The organism is Gluconobacter vitians (assembly GCF_015244565.1).
Lineage (GTDB): Bacteria > Pseudomonadota > Alphaproteobacteria > Acetobacterales > Acetobacteraceae > Gluconobacter > Gluconobacter vitians.
The window spans coordinates 109556-134106 of the sequence record NZ_JABCQG010000003.1 but is presented as its reverse complement, the minus strand read 5'-3'; the positions used below and the strand labels follow the sequence as shown (position 1 = coordinate 134106).

Genomic DNA, 24551 nt, shown 5'->3' with positions numbered 1-24551 from the left:
CCATGCCAAAACGGACAGACATCTCGTCCATCCTGATCATCGGCGCTGGCCCGATCGTCATTGGACAGGCCTGCGAATTCGACTATTCCGGCGCACAGGCCTGCAAGGCCCTGCGTGAGGAAGGCTATCGCGTCATCCTAATCAACTCGAACCCGGCCACCATCATGACCGACCCCGGTCTGGCGGATGCGACCTATATCGAGCCGATCACCCCGGAATTCGTCGAGCGCATCATCCTCAAGGAAAAGCCCGACGCCGTCCTGCCGACGATGGGTGGCCAGACAGCCCTGAACGCCGCCATGGCGCTCGACAAGTCCGGCTTCCTCAAAAAACACAATGTGGAACTGATCGGCGCGGACGCGGAAGTCATCGACCGCGCGGAAGACCGCCAGAAGTTCCGCGAAGCCATGGACGAGATCGGGATCGAAAGCCCCCGCAGCACCATCGCCCATACGCTCGAAGAAGCCCGCGCGGCACTGGCCGATGTCGGCCTGCCCGCCATCATCCGCCCGTCCTTCACCATGGGCGGCGCTGGCGGCGGCATCGCCTATAACCGCGAGGAATTCGACCAGATCGTCACGGGCGGCCTCGATGCCTCCCCCACGACCGAAGTGCTGATCGAAGAGTCCGTTCTCGGCTGGAAAGAATATGAGATGGAAGTGGTTCGCGACACCGCGGATAACTGCATCATCATCTGCTCCATCGAGAACATCGACCCGATGGGCGTGCATACCGGTGACTCCATCACCGTCGCTCCCGCCCTGACGCTGACCGACAAGGAATACCAGCGCATGCGGGACGCCTCGATCGCGTGCTTACGCAAGATCGGCGTCGAAACCGGCGGCTCCAACGTGCAGTTCGGCGTCAACCCTGCCGATGGCCGTCTGGTCGTCATCGAGATGAACCCGCGTGTGTCGCGTTCCTCCGCACTGGCCTCGAAGGCCACCGGCTTCCCGATCGCCAAGATCGCCGCCAAGCTGGCCGTCGGCTACACGCTGGACGAGCTCAAGAACGACATCACCAAAACAACCCCGGCCTCCTTCGAGCCGACGATCGACTACGTCGTCGCCAAGATCCCCCGCTTCACCTTCGAGAAGTTCCCCGGCTCGCCGGCGCTGCTCTCGACATCCATGAAGTCGGTCGGTGAAGCCATGTCGGTGGGCCGCTCCTTCGCCGAAGCCATCCAGAAGGGCCTGCGCTCGATGGAAACGGGCCTCACCGGCCTCGACCCGGTCGAAGCTCCCGGCGACGGCTCGCACAACGCCTATCTCGCCGCTCTGGCCGAGCCGCGTCCCGAGCGCATCCTGATGGCCGCGCAGGCCCTGCGCGCCGGGCTGAGCGTCGAGCAGATCAACGCAGCCTGCAAGTTCGAGCCCTGGTTCCTGCGCCAGCTCGAAGACATCGTGACGTCCGAGCGCGAGATCGAAAAGAACGGCCTGCCGAAGGACGCCTACAACCTGCGCCGCCTCAAGGCCCAGGGCTTCTCCGACGCCCAGCTCGCCCGCCTCTCGGGCCAGAGCATCACGGATGTTGCAGAACTGCGCGAGAAGCTGGCTGTCACGCCGGTCTACCGCCGGATCGACACCTGCGCCGCCGAATTCGCCTCCGACACGCCCTATCTGTACTCGACCTATGAAGGCGGGTTCGGCACCCCGGACTGCGAAAGCCGCCCGACGAACCGCGACAAGATCGTCATCCTCGGCGGTGGCCCGAACCGCATCGGTCAGGGCATCGAGTTCGACTATTGCTGTGTTCACGCCGCCTACGCCCTACGCGAAGCCGGTTTCGAGACGGTCATGGTCAACTGCAACCCCGAGACGGTCTCGACCGATTACGACACCTCGGACCGTCTGTATTTCGAGCCCCTGACCGCCGAGGACGTGATCGCCCTGATCCGTACCGAAGCCAAGGGCGGCAAGGTTCTGGGCTGCATCGTGCAGTATGGCGGCCAGACCCCGCTCAAGCTGTCCCGCGCTCTTGAAGAAGCCGGTATCCCGCTCCTGGGCACCCCGGCCGATGCAATCGACCGTGCCGAAGACCGCGAGCGCTTCCAGGCCATGCTCCGCAAGCTCGGCCTGCGCCAGCCGCGCAACGGCATCGCCCGCAGCCCGGCGGAAGCCGAGAAAATCGCGGAAGAGGTCGGCTACCCGGTCGTCGCCCGTCCGTCCTACGTTCTGGGCGGCCGTGCGATGGAAATCGTCTATGACAAGCCGGGCCTCAAGCGTTACCTCAACGAAGTCCTGCGTGCTGCCGGCCCCGAAGTCTCGACCGGCCCCGTCCTGCTCGACCACTATCTTAACGACGCGATCGAAGCGGACGTGGATTGCATCTGCGACGGTGAGAACGTCTATGTCGCAGGCGTCATGGAGCACATCGAGGAAGCCGGCATCCATTCCGGTGACTCCGCCTGCTCCCTGCCGCCCTACACGCTCTCCCCGGCCCTCGTGACCGAACTGCGCTCGCAGACCGAAGCCATGGCCCGCGAACTGGGCATCCGTGGCCTGATGAACGTCCAGTACGCCATCAAGGATCAGGAAGTCTTCGTGCTCGAAGTGAACCCGCGTGCTTCCCGGACCGTGCCGTTCGTCGCCAAGGCCACCGGTGTTCCGGTTGCCAAGATCGGCGCCCGCGTCATGGCCGGTGCGAAGCTGACGGAGTTCCAGCTTAATGGTGGTGCAGTCTCTCCGCATGTCGCGGTCAAGGAAGCCGTGTTCCCGTTCCACCGCTTCGCCAATGCCGACACCATCCTTGGTCCGGAAATGCGGTCCACGGGTGAAGTCATGGGGCTGGATTCCAGCTTCGAGCGCGCCTTTGCCAAGTCGCAGCTTGCAGCCGGCGTGACGCTGCCACTTTCGGGTACGGTGTTCCTCTCTGTTCGCGACAGTGACAAGGCGCATGTCCAGCCGCTGGCCCGCAAGCTGGTCGCCATGGGCTTCACGATCCTTGCTACGAGCGGCACGGCAGCGCGGCTGGAAGCCGCAGACATTCCCGTAAAGCGTGTGAACAAGGTGATGCAGGGCCGTCCGAACTGCGTGGATTCCATCCGCTCGGGTGACGTGCAGATGGTCATCAACACCTCACAGGGCGGTCAGGCCGCGCAGGACAGCTACGAGATCCGTCGCAGTGCACTGACCATGGGCATCCCGCATTACACGACGATCGCAGGCGCTCGCGCCGCGACCTACGCCATTGCGGTCATGAAGGAAGACAATCTGGGCGTTGCCCCGCTCCAGTCCTACTTCAAGGGTGCATTCTGACCCGTCAGTCCCGGGCCTGAAGCAACAGAAACCTCGGTGGAGATCCTCTCCGCCGGGGTTTTTCAGTCCTGGGCCAGATCAAGAATGTCTCCGGGCTGACAGTCCAGCACGCGACAGATCGCCTCAAGCGTGGAAAAGCGGATTGCTCTGGCTTTACCCGTCTTGAGAATGGACAGATTGGCCATCGTCAGACCGACACGTTCCGACAGTTCCGTCAGGGACATGTTCCGGTTCCTGAGAACATCATCCAGCCTGACACGAACGGGCATCACGCCTCTCCGTGGCACGCTGATTGACGTGGCAGAAGCAAGAGCAGGTTATTGATTTTCGATAAATTCATGCCGGTTATCCAAGACAGGACGATTATCGAATATCAATAATAAAAACCGCCCCATCTTGCAAAAAACCCCCGCAAACCCTAGATTGTCTGGCTTCATCACAGTTTCAGTCACGCTTTTCCGAGGATTTCAGAGTGCAGAAGATCCCCATGACCGCAAAGGGACTACAGCGTCTCGAAGACGAACTGCGGACCCTCAAGAGCGTCGACCGCCCTGCTGTCATCCGTGCCATCGCCGAAGCCCGCGAGCACGGTGACCTGTCCGAAAACGCCGAGTACCACGCCGCCCGTGACCGCCAGTCCTTCATCGAAGGCCGCGTTCTGGAGCTGGAAGGCATCATCTCCAATGCCGAGGTGATCGATCCTTCGACGCTGACCGGAACGCGCGTCCGTTTTGGCGCGCATATCGAACTTATCGACGAAGAAACCGACAAGGAATCCCTGTACCAGATCGTGGGCGTCCATGAGGCCGACATCAAGCAGGGCCTGATCTCGATCTCGTCTCCGCTGGCCAAGGCGCTGATCGGCAAGGATGTCGGTGATACCGTCTCCGTCCCTGCCCCCGGCGGCGACCGGACCTACGAAATCCTCAAGGTCGCATATCGCTGATGTCTGACGTCCTGGCGTCCACCACCCCTGTCGTGAGCATCGCGGATATCGAGAGCGCCCATGAGCGCATCGCGTCCACGGTGGTCCGCACACCGACCATCGCCTGCCCGGCCCTTTCCCGGCTGACAGGCGCGGAGATTACGCTCAAGCTCGAAAACCTTCAGGCGATCGGCTCCTTCAAGGAGCGCGGAGCGGCCAACAAGATGGCCCTTCTGACGCCGGAAGAGCGGGCACGCGGCGTTATTACCGTCTCGGCAGGCAATCACGCACAGGGTGTGGCCCGTCAGGCCAGTCTTCTTGGCATTGACGCCACCATCGTCATGCCGCGCTTCACGCCGGCCACCAAGGTCGCGGCAACGCAGGCCTGGGGCGCGAATGTCGTACTCGCGGGTGACGATTTCGCGCAGGCCAGCGAGACTGCTGCCGAGTTGCAGAAGCAGGATGGCCGCGTCCTCGTCCACCCGTTCAATGACCCGGCCGTCATTGCCGGTCAGGGGACAGCCGCACTTGAACTTCTGCAGGATGCCCCGGATATCGACACGGTCGTCGTCCCTGTAGGCGGCGGCGGACTGATCGGTGGTTTTGCGACCGTCATGGCGGCGCTTCGCCCGGATGTCGAGGTCATTGGCGTCCAGGTCGAGGCTTATGCCTCCCTGTCAAATTATCCGCAGGAAGACGGCCCGACGCAGGGCGGTTCGACCATTGCCGAAGGTATCGCCGTCACAAGGCTTGGCGATCACTGTCTGAACGCCTTTCGCAACAAGATCTCGAAGATCCTTGTCGTCAGCGAGCTTCAGGTCGAAAGCGCCATTACGACACTGGCCGAAAAGGCCAAGCAGGTCTGTGAAGGTGCAGGTGCCACGGGCCTTGCAGCCGTTCTGGCCTATCCGGAGCTGTTCAAGGGACGCCGTGTTGCCCTGCCCCTGTCTGGCGGCAATATCAACGCCCGCATCCTCGCCAACACGATCCTGCGCTCCCTCCTCCGGGACGGACGGATCCTGCGTCTGATCTTCCAGATCCCCGACCGTCCGGGCATGCTGGCGGATATTTCGGCCCGTATCGGCAATTACGGCGGGAACATCATCGAGGTCTCCCATCACCGCCTGTTCGCGTCCCCCTCCGTTCAGACGGCAGAACTGCTGGTGATGGTGGAAGCCCGCGACACCGAACATGCCCACCAGATCGAGACCGATCTGGCGCGGCATTACATCGTCCGGCGCGACTGATTTTCAGAGACCGTCCACGATAACAACGTTATAGGGCCCGGCTTTCCAGCGATGCGCGGCGGCTTTCTGATAGGCCGGGCTTTCATACCAGGCCCGGGCTGAAGCCGCGTCCGGAAACTCAATAATCACGACACCATCAGGCTCAGTGCCTTCGAGTTTTTCCTGCTTGCCATAAGCTGCGAGGATCTTGGCCGGAAAGCCCTTGAAGGTCTCACCGACCAATTCCGAATATTTCTGGAATTCGGCCGGATCGGTCAGTTTTTCACGAATGAATACGGCATAGGCAGGCATGGAATGCTCTCCTCAGGATGAGCCTCCATACCCGCCACAAAACACCGCAACTTTCAGCACACAAGAGCGTGTGCCGACGCCTCAGCGCGTACCGAACAGACGGTCACCCGCATCGCCGAGGCCCGGAACGATATAGCCGTGCTCGTCCAGATGACTGTCGATGGAACAGGTTACGATCTGCACATCAGGATGCAGTCCCTGCACATGCGCGATCCCTTCCGGCACGGCCAGCAGGCAGGCGAAAACCGGATCCTTGGCACCAGCCGCCTTCACGCGGGTGATGGCCGCAGCGGCGGAATGTCCGGTCGCCAGCATTGGATCAAGCACGATGCAGGTTCGGCCCGGAACGTCGCTTGGCATGTTGAAGTAGTACTCGCTGACTTCCAGCGTCTCATGATCGCGGCGCAGACCGATATGTCCGACACGTGCGGACGGCACCAGATCCAGCATACCGTCCAGCAGACCATTGCCGGCGCGCAGGATGGAGACAAAGCAGAGCTTCTTGCCGTCCAGTTCCTCACCTTCCATCGGGCCGCTCGGGGCCTCGATATGACGCGGCACCAGTGACAGGTTGCGTGTGGCTTCATAGGCCAGCAGCAGGCTGAGTTCGCGCGTCAGGCGGCGGAACCCGGCCGTGGATGTATTGCGGTCACGCAGACGGGTCAGCTTGTGGCGCACCAGCGGGTGGTCGAGAACGATAGGCGGCAGCGCCTGACTCATGCTTTTTCTCCTTCGGCCGGGCGGAAATCGAGCGCCAGACCGTTCATGCAGTAACGAAGTCCCGTGGGCGGTGGCCCATCGGGGAAGACATGCCCCAGATGCCCCTTGCAGTTCGCACAGTGAACCTCGGTGCGGACCATGCCATAGCGGCTGTCCTGTGTGGTTTCGACACCATCGGGCAGCGCCTGGAAGAAAGACGGCCAGCCGCTTCCGCTGTCATATTTCGTATCCGAAGAAAACAGCTCCCGTCCGCAGGCCGCGCAGGCATAGATCCCCGTACGCTTCTCGTCATTGAGAGGACTGGAGCCGGGGCGTTCCGTTCCATGTTCATGGAGGATACGCCGCTGCTCCGGTGTCAGGCCAACACCGCAACCGCCACCGGTCTGCCCGTTCGGGCCGCAACTCTGGGTCATGCTGGTTCTCCGGAAAATCTTGAGGACGTCTTCAGGCAGGGCTTCTGTAAAAGGGCTTCTGTGGGGATGTATGTAAGCGCCGCCGTATTTTGTCACGCATCTTAAACTGTCAGGACGCAACCTGCCGCATCGCTGACCGTTATCGTCAACACACCTGAAGACGAAAGGATGCGATCATGAGCTCCATGGAAGACAAAATCAAAGGCGTTGCCAACCAGGCTATCGGCAAGGTCAAGGAAGAAGTCGGTCACGTCACCAACGACAAGAAACTTGAAGGTGAGGGCGTGGCCCAGAACATCAAGGGCAAGGTCCAGCAGACCACCGGCGATGCCAAGGACGCGGTTAAGAGCGGCGTCGACAAGATCTGACGCTGACGCACTGATCACGATGCAGCGCCCGCCTTCATGGCGGGCGTTCGCATTTGTATGGAATGATGGCATGATGGGAAACAGTCCCATCCCTCCTTCCCGGCAGGAGACAGCCCATGTCCACATCCCCGATCCCCCGCCCCGTCATGCTCGTCATTCTCGACGGCTTCGGCTGGCGCGAGGATGAATCCGACAATGCGGTCCGTCTCGCCAATATCCCGACATTCGACCATCTCTGGGCCACCAGTCCCCATGCCTTCCTGAAAACGTCAGGTGAAGACGTTGGCCTGCCCGACGGCCAGATGGGCAATTCCGAAGTCGGCCATCTGAATATCGGCGCCGGTCGTGTTGTCATGCAGGAGCTGCCACGCATTTCCCGCAGCGCCCGTGATGGCTCGCTGGCACAGAACCCGGTCCTTCTGGACTTCATTGCCTCCCTGAAGGCTTCGGGCGGCACCTGCCATCTCATGGGCCTGATCTCGCCCGGCGGCGTCCATGCCCATCAGGACCATGTCGTCGCACTCGCGAAGATCGTCAGCGAAGCCGGCGTTCCGGTTGCCGTGCATATTTTCAGTGACGGCCGCGATACTGCGCCGCGTTCGGGTAAGGAATTCATCGGCAAATTCCTCAAGGATTTGCCTGACAGCGTCAAAATCGCAACTCTGAGCGGCCGCTATTATGCGATGGACCGCGACCGCCGCTGGGAACGCGTGGCTCTTGCGGTCGATGCCATCCGTGATGCGAAAGGCCCTCACGCTCCGGATGCGCTTTCCGCCCTCAGGGCCAGCTACGACGCTGACAAGGGGGATGAATTCGTTCTCCCCACCGTTCTGGGTGACTATGCCGGCATGAAGGATGGCGACGGCATCCTGGCCTGCAATTTCCGCGCAGACCGCATCCGCCAGCTTCTGGACGTCCTCGTCCTGCCCGATTTTGCGGATTACGACAGCGGCCGGAAAGTGAAGTTCGCGTCCGTCTGCGGCATGTCGCGCTATTCCGACCATCTGGCCCCACATATGAGCGTCCTGTTTGCCAAGGTCTCGCTTGACGACCTGCTGGGCGATGTCGTGTCCAAAGCCGGCAAGACACAGCTTCGCATGGCGGAGACGGAAAAATACCCGCACGTCACCTACTTCCTGAATGGCGGTCGCGAAGTGCAGTTCGAAGGCGAAGAGCGCATTCTGGTCCCGTCCCCCAAAGTCGCGACCTATGATCTGCAGCCCGAAATGTCCGCCCCAGAGCTGACGGACAAGGCCGTTGCCGCCATCGAAAGCGGCAAATTCGACATGATCGTGCTGAACTTCGCCAATCCGGACATGGTCGGCCATACCGGCTCCCTGTCCGCCGCCATCAAGGCCTGTGAGACCGTCGATCAGGGGCTGGGCCGCATCAACGACGCCATCGTCAAGGCAGGCGGCAGCCTGCTTGTCACAGCGGATCACGGCAACTGCGAGACCATGCGCGATCCCGTGACGGGCGGTGCACACACGTCTCACACGCTGAACGTCGTGCCTGTCATTCTGGCACATGCGGACGGCCGGACCATCCATGACGGCCGTCTGGCTGATCTGGCTCCCACCATGCTGGCCCTGATGGGCGTGAAACAGCCTGAAGCCATGACGGGTGTTTCCCTGCTTGAAAGCGCCTGATCTACGGCCGTTTCTGCCGCTCGTTCTGGTCCTGTCGCCCGGCTGGGCGGCAGCGCATCACGCGTCCCATCATCACACCCGCCATACAGAAAAACCGGCGGTCGCCGCGCCCAGCGAGGGACAGAAAGCCCTCGCCCGTGCCCAGGCCGCGCGCAGAGCTCTGGAAAAACGGCAGGCGGATGAAGCTGCGGTCCTGAAGGCAAAACAGATCGCCTCGGCACAGGCCGAAGCAAAAGCCCGTCAGGACAACGCACGCACCCTTGCCTTCACGGCCCAGACCCATACGGCACAGTCTGCCGTGGACACGACCCAGAGCCGTATTCTTGCACTCAAGGCCAATATTGCGGAACTGATGGACAAGCGGGCGACTGTTGAAGCAGATATTCGCCACCAGAATGATGCGCTTCAGCCCCTGCTTCCCGTCGCAGCCCGCCTATCCATCGCACCGGATGCGGCACTGCTGGCCTCGCCTGAAACAGCGTCCGAAAGCGTAACGGCACTGTCCGTTCTTGGTGGTTTCTCGCGCCTGACCCAGCAGCGGGCGCAGGCATTGCAGTCCCGCGAAGACGAACTCCATGCCATCGGTGTCGATCTGGACAACCGACAGAAAGAACTCGCAGACCTGCTTGCGCAGCAGACCCGCGAGCGCAATGCAGCCGCAGCCCGGACCAAAGTTGCAGCACGCCAGGAAGCCGTCGCGGATCAGGGCGCCCAGAAAGCCCGCAAGGCCGTTGCCGACGCCATGCAGGCCGCAGCGGATCTGTCCGCCGAAATCGACACGCTTGTCCGGCAGGAAGCCCAGGCCCGCGCCGAACTGGAAAAGGAAGCTGCTGCTCTGGCCCGGCAGCACCAGCTCGAACGCGCCCGCCATGCACGGTCGCAGGCCCAGGCCCTGTCTTCGGCCGGACAGGGCGTCTCAAGCGGCAGTGGCCATGCCCCCGTCTCAGGTCATGTTTCCGTCCGCTGGGGCCAGACGACGGAAGCTGGTCCCGCAACTGGCATCACCTATGCGGCCCTCTCCTCCGCGCCCGTACAGGCCCCTTGCACGGGCCGAGTCGAATTTGCCGGTCCCTTCCGCTCCTTCGGACAGATGCTGATCCTGGACTGCGGGCGGAATTACCGCTTCGTACTTTCCGGACTGGGACAACTGAATGTTTCGGGTGGCCAAAGCATCAGGAAAGCTGCCACACTCGGCCAGATGCCTGCGGCCGACGGGATGCTTTTTGTCCAGCTCCGGCATGGCACGCAGGTCGTCAGTCCTGCTCCGTTCCTATGATCCGGTTTGCCGAGCGCGTCTGACCTTGTAGGATCATTTCTTAGTAATTTGGCAACCTGAACCGGCTAAGCCTGCCTTAACAGGTAATGACAGGTCAGGACGTTCCTTCGTTCCCGAGGATGGAGATCACATGAAGTTTCGCAGTGGCCTGTTGCTGGGCACCGCCTTTCTGGCCGGACTGGCCGTCGGACCGGGCGCCCTGCGTCTTGCTGGCTCCGGCGACTTTCCGGGCGCAGCCCTCGCCCGTGAAATCTCCCATGACAACAGCGCGGAAACCGTCCGTCTGCTGACGCTGCTGGGAACGGTCATGGACGTAGTGAAGGCGGAATATGTCCACCCCGTCTCCGACAAGGATCTGATCAATAACGCGCTCGATGGAATGGTCGGAAATCTCGATCCCCATTCGTCCTACATGACCGCGGCCCAGTTCCACGACATGCAGACCGAGATTTCGGGCAAATTCGGCGGGCTGGGTCTTCAGGTTCAGGGTGAATCGGGCCACGTCCGCGTCGTCTCCCCGATCGACGGCACCCCGGCTGCACGCGCGGGCATCCAGCCCGGCGATTTCATCACGATGGTGGACCACAAGAGCATTGATGACCTGACGCTCGATCAGGCCGTTCGTAAAATGCGTGGTGATCCGGGCACAAAAATCAGCCTGACGATCGTGCGCCCCAAGACCGGCAAGACGCTCACCTTCGACATGACGCGTGAGATCGTGCACGTCCAGATCGTGAAATCTGCGCTGTATGGCAGCACGGGCTATATCCGCCTGACCGAGTTCGATGATGATCTCGAAAGCGCCATGCATGCCGCCTTCGACAAGCTCAAGGCTCAGGCCACCAAGGCGCCAGGCGGCAAGCTGACCGGCATCATCCTTGACCTGCGCTCCAATCCGGGCGGCAAGCTCGATCAGGCCATTGCCGTTTCGGACGACTTCATCAAGGACGGTGAAATCGTCTCGATCCGTGGCCGTCATGCTGAGAACAACCAGCGCTGGGATGCAAAGGGCACGGACATCACTAATGGCCTGCCGATCGTCGTCCTGACGAATGGTGGCTCGGCTTCGGCCAGTGAAATCGTGGCCGGCGCCCTGAAGGATCATCACCGCGCCATCATCCTTGGCGAAAAGACCTTCGGCAAAGGCTCGGTCCAGACTCTCATCCCCATCGGTGATCAGGGAGCAGTGCGTCTGACGACAGCGCGTTATTATACGCCGTCCGGGCGCTCCATCCAGGGCCTGGGCATTACGCCTGATATTCCCGTGGCTGAGACCAAGGATGACGATGCCTATGGTTATCGTGAGGCCGATCTGTCCCATATCCTGACGAATATCGGCGGCAACCGGACGAACGAGACGCCGCGCACCGACATTCCGCCGATCGCGAAGTCCATTCCGAAGATGCCGGATGCCAGCTGGCCCGCATTCGATGCCACAAAACCTGCAACCGATTTCCAGCTTCAGCAGGCGATCAAGGTGATCAATGCCATGGCAGGGCTTTCGAACCCGGCCCCGGCGACTGCGCCTGCGACCGAGGTCAAGGCTTCCACACCTCCCGCCTCCCCCAAGCCGCCTGAAGCGCATCACTAAAAACCAAAAAAGGACATCCCGGATCGTGCAGAACCGTCCCGCCTCCAGCCGACCAGGGCTCTGGCAACGACTTCCTGTTATCGGACGCCTTCTGATCGCGTTCTGGGCTGTCCTCCTGGCGGGAGGGGCAGGCGCAACGGCATTTCTGCTGCATCAGCGCAAACCTGCGGTCGTCGCGAAAGCAACGCCACCAGCCAGGCCTGCCGTTCCCGCTCACACCGAGTCTTCAATTGCTTCCACACCGCTCCCGAATGATGCCGCCCCTGCTGTAAAAACGGTTGAGACTCAGCCGGTACAGGAGGCCTCTCATTCGGCGGGATCTTCTACCGCGGCACCTCCGGCCACGACTGATGTGGTGGAGCCCAAGGCAGATCCAAACGCTGTTGCACAACAATCCCTTCCGCCGGTTACGTCACCTGCCGCACCCAATTCACCGGCAGTTGTCAGCCCGGCTCCGGTTACCCTTCCGACGGACAAAACCGCTATCGCGATCGTGTTGCAGGGGTTCGGATATTCCGACGCTCTGACCTATGACGTGCTGTCGCGTATTCCCGCGCCTGTCGCTGTGGGCGTTTCGCCGTATGTCAGCAATATCAGTGACGTGATTGCGCGGGCACATGCCAGCCATCGGGAAGTCTATGTCACCCTGCCGATGCAGAGTGCGCATCCCGAGCGGGTCGATGAAGGTCCGCATGCGCTTGGATATGGGAACTCGGCTGCTGATGACCAGCGTGAACTGGAATGGTGCCTGTCCCGTGCGGCGGGTGCGGAAGGCCTGACGGATGCGTCCGAAAACGGGGATGACCAGCCCGGCGGTGGCTATGCGACCTCTCCGGATTTTTCACCGATCGCCAATATCATCAGCAGTAAGGGCCTGCTGTATCTGGCAGGTTCAGCACAGGATGGCCGCCGGACACGCGGCATGACGGCAACAGCCTGGATTGATGGGGATACGGACGCGACCACTCTGGACAACAGGCTCGCGGCCCTGCTGCCTCAGGATGGGAAACCTGCAAAAATACTGCTGATGGTTGGACCGGTCACACCTGTCATGATCGATCGTCTGGCGAACTGGCTCAAGGGACCTGCGGCAGCCCGCTTTGTGCTGGTGCCCCCTTCGGCTTTCGCGGATAGCGGTATCAGCAATGATCAGGCGGCCAATCTTTCACCCTCCAGCCAGGGAGCTCCTTTGTGATCGATCCCCAGACCCTGCCCTATCGCCCGAATGTGGGCATTGCCCTCTTCAACCGCGATGGCAAACTGTTCATTGCCCGCCGGACGGATCTTCCAGGCGATGTTTGGCAGTGTCCGCAGGGCGGCATTGATGATGGGGAGACACCCGAAGTCGCTGCATTGCGGGAAATGGAAGAGGAAATCGGAACGCGGAACGCCTGTATTCTGGCAGAGCGTGAAGGCTGGCTTTCCTATGACCTGCCGCAGGCTCTGATGGGAAAGGCTCTTGGTGGCCGCTTTCGGGGGCAGACCCAGAAATGGTTCGTGATGGGTTATGAAGGTCAGGATGCTGATATCCGTCTGGACCTTCATGATCCGGCGGAATTCGACACTTGGGAATGGGTCGAGCCGACAGAGCTGCTGGAGCGCAATCTGGGCTTCAAGAAAGATCTCTATGCCGCGCTGATTCCGGAACTGAAGGCCCTGTTTCAGGCCGCCGCCAGAGACTGGGTCCGCACCAGCCGCGCATAAAGACCGTTCTTTCTGAGCAGTTCCGCATGGGTGCCCGCTTCGGCGACGGCACCATGATCCATCACGACGATAAGGTCGGCTGCCTGCACGGTTGAGAGCCTGTGTGCCACGATCACGGTTGTCCGGCCTGAGCGCAGATTGGCCAGTGCCTTCTGCACGCGGGCCTCACTTTCGGAATCCAGGGCACTGGTTGCCTCATCCAAAAGCAGAATTCGCGGATTGCGCAGCAGGGCACGCGCAAGTGCCACGCGCTGACGCTGTCCGCCCGAAAGGCGGCGACCGCCCGGCCCGACCCGGGTTTCCAGACCCGACGGCAGATTATCGAGGAAATCGACCGCGGCCATGGCGCAGGCCTTTTCGACTTCAATCCGCGACGCAGACGGCCGCCCGATCCAGATATTCTCGATCAGGGACATGTCAAACAGGGTCGTATCCTGACTGACATACGCAATGGCATCGCGCAGGGATGAAAGCGTCAGATCCCGCAGATCCACACCTTCCAAACAGATACTGCCTTCGCTCACATCATGCAGGCGCGGGATCAGGGAGAGTGCTGTGGATTTGCCTGCGCCGCTGGGGCCGACAAGCGCCACTGTTTTTCCCGGCTGAACATCGAAGGTCAGGTTCTTCAGACCAACCCGTCCATCTTCGTAACGGTAACTGACCTGCTGGAAGGCCAGATGGCCTTTTCCTGATGGCAGCGATATCGCGCCGGGCCGTTCCATCACTGCCGGAGGCTCGTCGATCACGGCAAAGACGCGCGACAGGCCGGCCAGTCCTTCCTGAAGGGCGGTATTGAGCGAACCCAAGGCCCGGATCGGCCGCGATGCCGTCAAAAGAGCGGCAATGAAGGCCGTAAAGTCTCCGAGCGTCGCGCCACCCTGCGCCGCCCGCCAGCCTGCGAAACCCAGCACGGCCGCCACAGCCGCTCCGCCCAGAACTTCAAGAACCGGATCAACACGGGCACGTCCTTTTGCAATCCGCAGGAACGCCGAATGCAGCAGGTCCAGAGATTGATCGACCCGTGTGCTTTCCCGGTCTTCCATACGGTAGATACGGACCTGACGGGCCAGGGCAAAGCTCTCGTTCAGCAGGGCGGATGTCTCGCCAATCTGTTCCTGCATGCCGCCCGAAGCCCGGCGTACCTTCTTGCCCAGCTTCTGGATGGGCACCGCCGCAACCGGATAAAGCACGAGCGCAATCAGGCTCAGTTCCCAGTCTGTCACGATCATGGAAATGACCAGACCCACCACCGTCACCGCGTCCCCGAGCGCATTGACGACCCGGATCATGGCTTCACGGATCGAGATGGCATCCGTGGTGAAGCGCGCGGCCCATTTGGCCGGGGCTTCCTTCTCGATCGTCGAGACGTCTGCCTGCAGGGAATGCGCGAACATGCGGGACTGCAGGCCACGGATTACGGCAAGAACCAGCCCTTGCACGGCGATCGTCTGTCCGTACTGTGAGGCGGCTTTCAGCCCCGTGACAATCACGACCAGCGCTGGCACCTGATACAGAATCCGGGAATCATGCGCGGCAAACATGTCCACGGCGCGTTTGATGACCGCGGGATAAAGCGCGGTCAGTCCGGCCATCAGAACCGTCAGGATAACCACGGATATGATCCGTCCAACATGCTGGCGCATTTCCTCGCGCCAGATGCGTTTCATCAGGACGCGGCTGTCCGTATCAAGAGCTGTCGTTTTCGTCATATGCCTGGGTTTAGCAGGCCTTGCGAAAAGGACGAAACCGCAGCCTCACCTGTGTGCGGCCAAATAGGCCAGACAGGCGGCCCGGTCTGGCATGCATCCCTGCGCCATCCACCAGTCCCGGCCGGTTTTCAGCCATGCCCCCATTCCCGGCCCCGGCTGAACGCCTTGGGCAATGGCATCCTTGCCTGACAGGGGGAACTCCGACTGTGGCATGGTCTGAAGTCTCGCCCGGAAGCTGTCCCAGTCAGGGTCAGGCGCGCCGACACGCCGGGCCTGTTCAAACCAGCTTCGTTCCATGAGGCAATCCAGAGGCTGCAGCACACGCAGGCGCCGAAGATCATCATCTGATGCGTCCGGATGCAACGCCGGACTGTCGGAGGCCCAGGCTTCAATCTTTGCACCGTCCGCATTGGAGAGCTTCAGACGTCCAGCCAGTTCGCTGCTTCTCCCGCGGCAAAGTGCAAACAGGCGCAGCAACGGATCGCACGGCGCATCACAGTTCATGAGGCGCAATAGAAAGGCGGTGTCTGGAGACGGCAAAACGGCCTGAAGCAGGCCGACACGCGACATTGCCGTGATCGTCTCCATGAGACGGGGACCGGCCAGAATCCGCAGCAGTTCAGATGCGATCCGTTCGGCCGAGAGTGTGCGGATTAGTTCAAGCTGTTTCGAGACGGCTTCGCAGGCCGCTTCGTCAGGATGACCGTTCCCATATCGCGCATCGAACCGGAAAAAGCGCAGCGCTCTCAGCGCATCTTCTTCGATCCGGCGGGATGCTTCTCCGGCGAACCGGACATGCCGGTTCGCCAGATCCTCCCGGCCGCCAAAATAGTCGTGAAGTCCGTCATGCCGGTCCAGCGACATGGCATTGATCGTGAAATCCCGTCGGGCCGCGTCCTCTGCCCAGTCCTGCGTCCAGGCGACGACCGCATGGCGTCCGTCCGTTTCCTCATCGCGGCGCAGCGTCGTGATTTCGTAGGGCACGCCGTCCAGCACTGCCGTTACCGTTCCGTGGGACAGTCCAGTCGGAATGACGCGGATCCCGGCATCCTCAAGATGGCGCAGCACATCTTCGGGTGGCTCCGGAGTCGCCAAATCCAGATCGTGGACAGTGGCACCGGCTAAGAGATCGCGAACCGAACCGCCTACAAGCCGGGCATCAGGCAGAATATTCCAGATCCGCTCCAGACCGGACCGGTCCGGGAGGCGCTCCAGCAGGCCGGAATGCTGCATCATGCAGGGCGCGAGAGCGGGAAAAAACAGTCCTGACTCCAGACACCCAGACAGGGCTGCCCTTTCACATGTCCGGGAACAGCAAGAGCCGCGAGTTCGTAATGCACCGCACGTGTGACCCGTGCGAGGATGGAAAAGGCCCCCTCGCCGTCACGGACATGAACATAGGGCACGCTGGCGCAGTCATCAGACGGTCGATCCCAGTCACAGGATAGCGGATGCTCGGGTCCGACGCAGATCAGTTCATCCATATTCGTACGGAAGCACAGGTTCTGCTGACGTCCACAGGTTCCGCGGAAATCCAGCTCGACCGCCACAAACGGCGCATCTTCGACCTGAATGATGCCCTGCTCCATCGGCGTTTTCAGCCAGTACGTCCCTTCGGGATCACGGGTCAGCATTGAAGAGAACATGCACAGCATGGCTTTGCGTTTGATCGCAGAGCCCCGGTAGAGCCAAGTGCCGTCGCGCTGAATGAGAAAAGGTAGCAGCCGGGGGCCTGTACCGGGCGTTCCAGGGAAGGAAGACGGGGGCATCAGGGGATCTGGAGACAGGGAGACGTCAGGACAGGCCGCCTGCCGGAACTCATGATCGCTCAATTTTCCCTCCAACTGCATAAAAACTCTCTTCTCACACCAACTTGGGTGCAATCGAGCCTTGATGAAACCCCCACACCTGTCAGACTGGCGTCATGAGCGAGCAGCAATATTCTTCCGGCGTTTCCGCCGGCACCCTGCAGGGCGAGGCGGACGTGGCTGAAGCCGACCGTCTGGCCCCGGTTCTCCGTCATGTCCGCCAGGCCATTGGCGGGATTGTTCTGGGCCAGGACAGCGTCATTGAACAGGTGCTTGTCACGATCCTGTCCGGTGGTCACGCGCTTCTGATGGGCGCACCCGGTCTGGGTAAGACGCTTCTGGTCAATACGGCGTCGCGTGTGCTGGGTCTGGACGCCACACGCATCCAGTTCACGCCTGACCTGATGCCGTCGGATATCACAGGTGCGGAAATCCTCGATCAGGATGCTGACGGGCGTCGCGCCTTCCGCTTCCTGCCCGGTCCAATCTTTGGTCAGCTTGTTCTGGCCGACGAAATCAACCGTGCCAGCCCGCGTACCCAGTCCGCACTGCTTCAGGCCATGGCGGAGCGCCGTGTCACGCAGGGCGGCAAGGATTATGCCCTTCCCCGTCCTTTCCACGTTCTCGCGACCCAGAATCCGATCGAGCAGGAAGGCACCTATCCGCTTCCCGAAGCCCAGCTCGACCGTTTCATGCTTCAGATCAGCCTCGGATTTCCGGGCCGGGACGCGGAACGTCAGATGCTGCTTCAGACCACGGGCGCCACGACGCCGACTGCCACGGCACTGATGAATGCCGAAAGCCTTCTCGCGGCCCAGAACCTTGTTCGCCGTCTACCGGTTGGTGACCAGATCGTGGATGCGATCCTGACCCTGACGCGCTCCCTGCGTCCGGAAGATCCGTCTTCTCCGCAGGACGTACGTGATGCCGTCTCCTACGGTCCCGGCCCCCGTGCGGCACAGGCCCTTATGATCGCGACCCGCGCCCGCGCGCTGCTCGACGGCCGTCTGGCGCCGAGCCTTGATGACGTCGTGGCCCTCGCAAGCCCGGTCCTGTCCCATCGTATCGGGCTGGGCTTTGGCGCGCGCGCTTCAGGGACGGATCGCGAAGCCCTGATCCGCAAGCAGGCACAGGCCCTCCTCTGATCGCCGTGAAAAGTCCGTCCGATACCCTGCGCAGCCTCTTCCGCCGCAACCGGGGCGCCGCTTCCAGCGCTCCGACCGTGCAGGCGGAAAGTCTGGCCCTGCCCGCACTTGTTCTTGAAGCCGAAAAGATTGCTGCGAGCCTGCAAAGCGGTGTTCATGGCCGCAGACGGTCGGGGGCGGGTGAGGATTTCTGGCAATTCCGTCCCTATCACGCCGGCGAGCCCGCAACGTCCATCGACTGGCGGCAGTCTGCCCGCTCTCCGGTCGAAGACACGTTCTGGGTCCGTGAGCGCGAGCGGGAAAACGTCCAGTCGCTGATGCTGTGGTGCGACCCGTCGCCCTCCATGCAGTGGCGCTCGTCCGATGCCCTGCCCACCAAAGCGGAGCGGGCCCAGCTCTGCACGCTGGCTCTGGCGTCCGCGTCTCTTCGGGGTGGCGAACGCGCCGGGCTGCTGACCGGGATCGAGGCAGGACGCGCGCTGGCCGGTCGGCAGGTTCTGCCGCGGCTGGCCGCTTCCCTTCTGCATCCGGATGCGGACGAACCCGAATTTCCGCGCATGGCACTCGTTCCCGCCCGGTCCGATCTGGTCGTGATCAGCGATTTCCTGTGGGACGAAGACCGGATCGACACCTTTCTCAAGACCTGCGCCAGCCGCCCCGTGCGCACGCATCTTCTCTGCGTCCTCGACCCTGCGGAACGGGAACTGAAACGCTCCGGACGAATCCGGTTTGAAGGGCTGGAAGGCGGCGTTCTGACCCTTCCAGCCATGGAAAGCCTTGGCCATGCCTATGAACAGGCCATGAATGCCCATCTTGCAGCCCTGAAGCAGAGTGCGGCCTCGCTCCATGCCGACTGCATCATGCATGACACGTCGCAGAACCCGCTTCCGGCCCTGCTTGCCCTTCACATGGCATTGGGAGGTGGCCGATGATCCTTCTCGCCCCGCTCCTGCTGCTCGGCCTTCTCACGTTGCCCGCCTTGTGGTGGCTGGTCCGCGCCACGCCGCCTGCCCCGCAGGATCAGCGCTTTCCGTCCCTGCTCATCCTGAACCGGCTGACGGCCCGGCGTGAGGATGCGGCCCGCTCTCCGCTCTGGCTCCTGCTTCTGCGCATGGCCGCCGTAGCCCTCGTCATTTTCGGACTGGCCCGGCCTGTCCTGACCCCGCATCAGGCTGAAACCGGCAACGGCCCGCTCACACTCGTTCTGGATGATGGCTGGGCAGCCATTCCGCACTGGAACGAACGTATTTCCGCGGCTCTGGCCCTTGGCGAAACGGCGATCCGCAATGGTCAGGACGTAACGCTCCTGCACGCCGCCCGCGCGCCTGATGGCGCTATGCCCGAAGCGTTCACGACACATGATGCACATGCCCTGTCCGAACATCTCTCCCGCCTGCGGCCTCAGCCCTGGCCCACGGATCGTCAGGCCCTGGCGTCCCTGCTCCAGCACCGGGATCTATCCGGCCAGCGCGTGATGCTCCTTTCGGACGGGCTGGCAGCAAACGGAGACACTGCCTTGCATGATGCGCTCGCCAAGGCCCGTTCCGTTCAGGACATGCGCTGGAATGGCTGCGACATCCTGCGCCTTGCCGCGTCCATCGGTCAGGACGGCGCCCTTCATGCCAGAGTGGACACGCTCTCCTGCCCGACGCGCACCGTGACGCTTCATGCCGCCAATGCCAATGGTGGAACGCTTGCCGCCTATCCCGTCAAAACCGGGCAGGACCAGAGCATTTCGCTCCCGCCTCTCCTGCGGAACCAACTCGATCATCTGACGCTGGAAGGGGCGACTGGCCCGGCTGCCGTGCACCTGATGGGCCAGGCCGATCATCGCCGCCCCGTCGGGATCCTCCAGACGCCAGGCGATGCCACACCACTCGTCGGTTCGGCGTTCTTCCTGAACCGCGCCTTGCAGCCCATTTCAGACTTGCATAGCGGGGATGCGACGGCCCTGCTGGGTGCGCCCCTGTCTGTCCTGATCGCGACTGATGGCGCGCTTTCCGGCGATCAGACGCGCAGCCGTGTCCTGAACTGGGTCCGTCATGGCGGCATGCTCGTCCGCTTTGCCGGTCCCGGCCTTGCCGCCGATCAGGGTGCCGCTTCCGACGCCACGTCAGACGCGCTTCTGCCCGTTCATCTCATGAGCGGGATGCGGCAGCTCGGCGGTCCCATGTCCTGGGGGAAGCCGCAGACACTGGCGTCTTTCCCTGAGACTTCGCCGTTCTCCGATCTGACGATCCCACCTGATGTCACTGTCTCCCGACAGGTTCTGGCCAAGCCCGAAACGGGCCTGACAGATCATGTCTGGGCGGCTCTGAGTGACGGCACGCCTCTCGTGACCGCGCGGGCGGAAGGCAATGGCGAGATCGTGCTGTTCCATGTCACGGCCTCGCCGGACTGGTCCAATGTGCCGCTGTCCGGCCTGTTCCCCGACATGCTGGAGCGCCTGATCGAGCGTTCGGCCGGTGTTGCGGGCGGTGGACCTTCGGAGCTTGCGCCCTGGCGTATTGTTGGAAGTGACGGCGGGCTCATCATGCCGCCACAGGCCGCACGCTCCATCCGCGTCTCGGATCTGGCGCATACGCCTGTCTCCGTCACTTATCCCGCCGGACTTTATGGTCCAGCCCATGGAACGCATGCCCTGAACCTTTCCGATTCTGCGCCCGCAATGAAGGAAGAAGCCCTGCTTGGGTCCCGCATTTCACCGGATGGCGCCCATGCGGACCGTCCGCTTGGCCCGGCACTGATGACGGCCGGTCTGCTGCTTCTGCTGCTGGACCTGATCCTGTCCCTGCGGCGTCGCGGGCTGCTGGGCGCTCTGGGCGTGGCCTGTCTGCTGATCCTACCCGTAGCCCATGCCCAGAGCACGACGCAGATGCCGCCCCTGCCGACAACAGTGCCGCAGGCTGCGCTCGATACAAGGCTGGCCTATGTCATCACCGGCCATGACGATATCGACACCGTCTCCCGAGAGGGGCTTCAGGGCCTTTCCGACTTCACGACGGCGCGCAGTTCCGCGACGCTCGGCCATCCGGATGGCGTCATTCCGGGCAAGGACGATCTGGCGTTCTATCCGCTCCTGTACTGGCCGGTCACACCCGACGCCCAACCCGATCCCGAGCGCACAAAGGCTCTCAATACGTTCATGGATCACGGCGGCATCCTGCTGATCGACGAACAGGGCGCGGGCACCGATACGGATTCCGGAACCAGTTCCGCAGCCCGGGCTGCGCTTCAGCGTGTGACTGACGGCCTCGTCGTGCCGCCGCTCGCCAAGCTGACGGAAAAGCACGTTCTGGCTCACACGTTCTATCTGCTGCACAGCGGCTTCCCCGGCCGCGTTGCCGGGCAGCCGGTCTATGTCGCGCGTAATGGCGATGAGGCGAATGATGATGTCAGCCCGGTCATCATCGGTAATGGCGACTGGGCGCATGCCTGGGCCGTGGATGGTTCGGGCAACCATCCCTTCGCCGTCATTCCCGGTGGCGAGGACCAGCGCACGCAGGCCTATCGTTTTGGCATGAACATGGTGCTGTACGCCCTGACCGGAAACTACAAGAACGATCAGGCCCAGTACCCGGAAATGCTCCGCCGCCTCGGCACACCCGACAATGGGGCCGCCGCAACCAGCCCCGACAGCGTTGATGAGGAGGACGCACCATGATGTTCGACCTTTCTCCCATGCTGCCGGTCTGGCTTCTGGCAACGCTGGCAATTCTGACAGTTGCGGGCGCGATTTACGGTGCGCTGCGTGGCGCACGCGGCATGCTCTGGCGGGCGCTGGCTGTTCTGACTCTTCTGGGCTGGCTGTCCGGACCGCGCTCGCTCCATCCGGTGCTACGGCCCGTTCCGCAGGATGCGCTTCTGGTCGTGGACCGCTCGGCCTCCATGCAGGTCGGGCACCGGACTGCCATCGCGGACCATGCCGCCGAACAGATCATGCAGGACGCGGCCCATCTTCCGGGCCTGACGCTGCACCGCGTCGATGTCCCGGGCGGTACCGGTCACGGAACGCGCCTGTTCGAAGCGCTGGATCACGCCGATCTGCCGCAGGGACGTTTCGCGGGCGCCATCGTCGTGACGGATGGCATGGATCATGACGTTCCACCCCATCTGCACGTTCCACCCCATCTGCCGCCCCGCTTTCATGGCGCAAACGGCCAGACGCTTCCGCTGCATCTTCTGCTGACGGCGCATGGCGAAGAACAGGACCGGCGCCTGCGCATCCTGAGCACGCCGCCCTATGCGATCGTCGGCCAGAACGCCACGATCCGCGTTCAGGTGGACGATCTGGGCGCCCCGAGCGCTTCGGTCGCCATTCTCACGATCCGCTCCGGCGACGCCCCGCCGCAGACACGCCCCATCCAGACCGGCACGCCGCAGGACATCACGCTGCCTGTCCAGCATCCCGGCGAGACGCTGGTCGGCCTGTCCGTCTCTCCTCTGGCCGGGGAAGCGTCCACCGAGAACAACAGTGAAGTCGTCCGTATCCGTGGCGTCCGGGACCGGCTGCGCGTGCTGCTGGTCTCAGGCGTGCCCAATCAGGGCGAGCGCGTCTGGCGCCGGCTGCTGAAGGCCGATCCGTCCGTCGATCTCGTGCACTTCACCATTCTGCGCTCCCCCAATACCGATGACGGCACTCCGCTGTCGGATCTGGCGCTGATCCCGTTCCCGATCCGCGAACTGTTTCAGGAAAAGATCCGCAGCTTTGACCTCATCATTCTGGACGGGTTCCGCAACAGCAATATCCTCCCCGACGAGTACCTGACCAACATCGCCGATTATGTCCGCAATGGTGGCGGGCTGCTGGTGACGGCAGGGCCTGAATTCACGCAGGACGGCACGCTTCAGGACACAAGCCTCGCACAGGTGCTGCCCGCGCATGTTGGCACGGACGGAATCGTCACCCGCGCCTTCCGCCCTTCCCTGACCGATCTCGGCAAGACCCATCCGGTCACCGCTGGCCTGACGGAAGACTGGGGCCCCTGGTACCGCGCACTTCGCCCCGACCAGTCTCACGGCGAAGACCTGATGCACGGTCCTGATGGTGCGCCGCTTCTTCTGCTGGACCGCGTGGATCGCGGACGGGTGGCCATGCTGTTGTCGGACCAGCTCTGGCTCTGGTCGCGCGGTGAGGGTGGCGGCGGACCGCAAGCCGAGCTTCTGCGGCGCCTGTCGCACTGGCTGATGAAAGAGCCGGATCTTGAGGAAAACCGCCTCACCGCCCGGATCGAAAACGGACAGCTCACCGTGGAACGTCATGCGGCCGGGCAGACAGTATCGCCGGAAGCCTTCGTGACCGCACCGGACGGAAAGCGCCAGCCCGTAACACTGACGCAGACCAAAGGCGTCTGGCACGCCAGTGTGCCCGCGACCCTGCCGGGAATCTGGAGTGTCCGGCAGGACGGCCTCGTCGCCTTTGCCAGCCCCGTCTCGCATGATCCGATCGAGCGTCAAGACCTGCGCGCCACCGCGACCATCATGGGCGCCAGTGCCAAAACTTCCGGCGGCACCGTCTCATGGATTGCGGATCAGACGCCCCATCTGCGACAGGTCTCGGCCGGTAACGCCATGAGCGGATCGGACTGGATGGGCCTTCCCGTCACGACCGCCGCCGTCGCGGGTGAGACGCGCACGAAAGATCTCGTTCCGGCCTGGGCGGCGCTGCTCGCAGCCCTGATTTTCCTTGCGATCGGATGGTGGCGGGAAGGTCATTGAAAAAATGTCACAATCCGGCATGCCTGAGAGGCATCTGCAGACTCGCACAGGACGATCGATCACAGTATATTGGCATCATGCGACTGCTCCCCACCCTGCCCCGCCTGCTGCTCATTGCCGCTCTGGCAATGACGCCGACGATTTTCGTACCCTGGCATCATGCCCAGGCTCAGGATGCCGACGACGCCGAGGCTGAACAGGAAGCCGAGGCCAACCAGAAGAAGGCCGAGGCCCGCAAGGCCGCCCAGCGCGCCGCGCCGCCTTCCGCCCTGCCCGGAGCAGAAGCATCCGACGACGATGCCGGTCATGCCCGAGCGGACATGAACCCGACGACCGCGCTTTTCGATGCGATCAATCGTGGTTCACTTAACGCCGCCAAGGAGGCGCTCAACCGTGGTGCCGACATGGGCGGGCACAATGTGCTGGATCAGACGCCGCTGGACATGGCCATCGATCTGAACCGCAAGGACATCATGTTCCTGCTGCTGTCGATGCGGACCTACAACCCGGATGGCAGGATCGAGAACAGCGTCTCCGATCAGGGCGTTGAAATGAAAAACGACAACGGCCATCTGACGATCGGCGGCAAAACCGTCACTCCGAAGCGCTCCCTCGTCGCAGCCACTCCGCATTTCGATACAAGTGGAGGCAAGGCAGACCCCTCGGTCGGCTTCCTCGGCTTCGCGGGGCACTAGATTTTCTGACCCAGACACGAAAAAAGCCGGAG

The 24551-nt window shown here is 62.5% G+C and carries 21 protein-coding genes; 14 read left to right on the top strand and 7 right to left on the bottom strand.

The genetic code is table 11. From position 1 onward, the window contains the following. The first annotated feature begins 2 nt into the window (after positions 1-2). Positions 3-3257, top strand: coding sequence for a carbamoyl-phosphate synthase large subunit (gene carB / locus HKD24_RS03555; RefSeq protein WP_194259033.1), 3255 nt, complete (start codon positions 3-5; stop codon positions 3255-3257). Between the two features lie 62 nt (positions 3258-3319). On the opposite strand, the gene HKD24_RS03550 is transcribed toward carB, so the two are convergent. Then, a complete protein-coding gene (locus tag HKD24_RS03550) occupies positions 3320-3526 on the bottom strand; it encodes a helix-turn-helix domain-containing protein (protein ID WP_194259032.1) in 207 nt (68 codons plus the stop codon). Positions 3527-3729: 203 nt separating this feature from the next. On the opposite strand from HKD24_RS03550, the gene greA reads away from it, so the two are divergent. Both greA and HKD24_RS03540 read left to right on the top strand, forming a co-directional pair. Beyond that, positions 3730-4203 (top strand): transcription elongation factor GreA, encoded by a 474-nt coding sequence (gene greA, locus HKD24_RS03545; protein ID WP_194259031.1) that lies wholly within the window; start codon positions 3730-3732, stop codon positions 4201-4203. After that, the gene (locus tag HKD24_RS03540; protein ID WP_194259030.1) at positions 4203-5429 is read left to right on the top strand and encodes a threonine ammonia-lyase; all 1227 of its coding nucleotides are present in this window, start codon (positions 4203-4205) and stop codon (positions 5427-5429) included. Before greA ends, HKD24_RS03540 begins: the two co-directional genes overlap by 1 nt. A 3-nt stretch (positions 5430-5432) precedes the next feature. Here the strand turns inward: HKD24_RS03540 and HKD24_RS03535 are convergent, their stop codons facing one another. The 3 genes from HKD24_RS03535 to msrB form a co-directional block, all read right to left on the bottom strand. Further along, positions 5433-5720, bottom strand: coding sequence for a DUF1330 domain-containing protein (locus HKD24_RS03535; protein ID WP_194259029.1), 288 nt, complete (start codon positions 5718-5720; stop codon positions 5433-5435). An 81-nt stretch (positions 5721-5801) separates the two neighbouring features. Continuing rightward, positions 5802-6440 (bottom strand): uracil phosphoribosyltransferase, encoded by a 639-nt coding sequence (gene upp / locus HKD24_RS03530; RefSeq protein ID WP_062509596.1) that lies wholly within the window; start codon positions 6438-6440, stop codon positions 5802-5804. Continuing rightward, positions 6437-6853: a peptide-methionine (R)-S-oxide reductase MsrB gene (msrB, locus tag HKD24_RS03525; RefSeq protein ID WP_194259028.1), complete on the bottom strand. Its 417-nt coding sequence runs from the start codon at positions 6851-6853 to the stop codon at positions 6437-6439. The genes upp and msrB overlap by 4 nt, the downstream gene beginning before the upstream one ends. 185 nt (positions 6854-7038) lie before the next feature. On the opposite strand from msrB, the gene HKD24_RS03520 reads away from it, so the two are divergent. From HKD24_RS03520 to HKD24_RS03495, 6 genes are all read left to right on the top strand, one after another. Beyond that, on the top strand, positions 7039-7221 hold the full coding sequence (locus tag HKD24_RS03520) for a CsbD family protein (RefSeq protein WP_322783270.1): 183 nt from the start codon (positions 7039-7041) through the stop codon (positions 7219-7221). Between the two features lie 116 nt (positions 7222-7337). Beyond that, positions 7338-8870, top strand: coding sequence for a 2,3-bisphosphoglycerate-independent phosphoglycerate mutase (gpmI, locus tag HKD24_RS03515; RefSeq protein WP_194259026.1), 1533 nt, complete (start codon positions 7338-7340; stop codon positions 8868-8870). Further along, complete coding sequence (locus tag HKD24_RS03510) at positions 8857-10146, top strand: murein hydrolase activator EnvC family protein (RefSeq protein WP_194259025.1); 1290 nt, start codon at positions 8857-8859, stop codon at positions 10144-10146. The genes gpmI and HKD24_RS03510 overlap by 14 nt, the downstream gene beginning before the upstream one ends. Before the next feature lie 130 nt (positions 10147-10276). Then, on the top strand, positions 10277-11737 hold the full coding sequence (locus HKD24_RS03505; RefSeq protein ID WP_194259024.1) for a S41 family peptidase: 1461 nt from the start codon (positions 10277-10279) through the stop codon (positions 11735-11737). 25 nt (positions 11738-11762) lie between these two features. Next, a complete protein-coding gene (locus tag HKD24_RS03500; protein ID WP_194259023.1) occupies positions 11763-12932 on the top strand; it encodes a divergent polysaccharide deacetylase family protein in 1170 nt (389 codons plus the stop codon). After that, entirely contained in the window at positions 12929-13441 is a 513-nt protein-coding gene (locus tag HKD24_RS03495; protein ID WP_194259022.1) for an RNA pyrophosphohydrolase, read from the top strand. Before HKD24_RS03500 ends, HKD24_RS03495 begins: the two co-directional genes overlap by 4 nt. Here HKD24_RS03495 and HKD24_RS03490 read toward each other — a convergent pair. The 3 genes from HKD24_RS03490 to HKD24_RS03480 are packed head-to-tail and all read right to left on the bottom strand — an operon-like array spanning position 13399 to position 16922. Further along, positions 13399-15153 (bottom strand): ABC transporter ATP-binding protein, encoded by a 1755-nt coding sequence (locus HKD24_RS03490; protein ID WP_194259021.1) that lies wholly within the window; start codon positions 15151-15153, stop codon positions 13399-13401. The two genes, HKD24_RS03495 and HKD24_RS03490, sit on opposite strands and share 43 nt — an antisense overlap. Positions 15154-15198: 45 nt before the next feature. Further along, positions 15199-16389, bottom strand: coding sequence for a CCA tRNA nucleotidyltransferase (locus tag HKD24_RS03485; protein ID WP_194259020.1), 1191 nt, complete (start codon positions 16387-16389; stop codon positions 15199-15201). Beyond that, entirely contained in the window at positions 16386-16922 is a 537-nt protein-coding gene (locus tag HKD24_RS03480; protein ID WP_194259120.1) for a DUF1285 domain-containing protein, read from the bottom strand. The genes HKD24_RS03485 and HKD24_RS03480 overlap by 4 nt, the downstream gene beginning before the upstream one ends. Positions 16923-17077: 155 nt before the next feature. Between HKD24_RS03480 and HKD24_RS03475 the strand changes: the two genes are divergently transcribed. From HKD24_RS03475 to HKD24_RS03455, 5 genes are all read left to right on the top strand, one after another. Next, on the top strand, positions 17078-18106 hold the full coding sequence (locus HKD24_RS03475; RefSeq protein WP_194259019.1) for an AAA family ATPase: 1029 nt from the start codon (positions 17078-17080) through the stop codon (positions 18104-18106). A gap of 5 nt (positions 18107-18111) precedes the next feature. After that, on the top strand, positions 18112-19038 hold the full coding sequence (locus HKD24_RS03470) for a DUF58 domain-containing protein (protein ID WP_194259018.1): 927 nt from the start codon (positions 18112-18114) through the stop codon (positions 19036-19038). Next, positions 19035-21770: a DUF4159 domain-containing protein gene (locus HKD24_RS03465; protein WP_194259017.1), complete on the top strand. Its 2736-nt coding sequence runs from the start codon at positions 19035-19037 to the stop codon at positions 21768-21770. Before HKD24_RS03470 ends, HKD24_RS03465 begins: the two co-directional genes overlap by 4 nt. After that, positions 21767-23824 (top strand): VWA domain-containing protein, encoded by a 2058-nt coding sequence (locus HKD24_RS03460; protein WP_194259016.1) that lies wholly within the window; start codon positions 21767-21769, stop codon positions 23822-23824. The genes HKD24_RS03465 and HKD24_RS03460 overlap by 4 nt, the downstream gene beginning before the upstream one ends. Positions 23825-23901: 77 nt before the next feature. Beyond that, the gene (locus HKD24_RS03455; protein WP_194259015.1) at positions 23902-24519 is read left to right on the top strand and encodes an ankyrin repeat domain-containing protein; all 618 of its coding nucleotides are present in this window, start codon (positions 23902-23904) and stop codon (positions 24517-24519) included. Positions 24520-24551 lie beyond the last annotated feature (32 nt).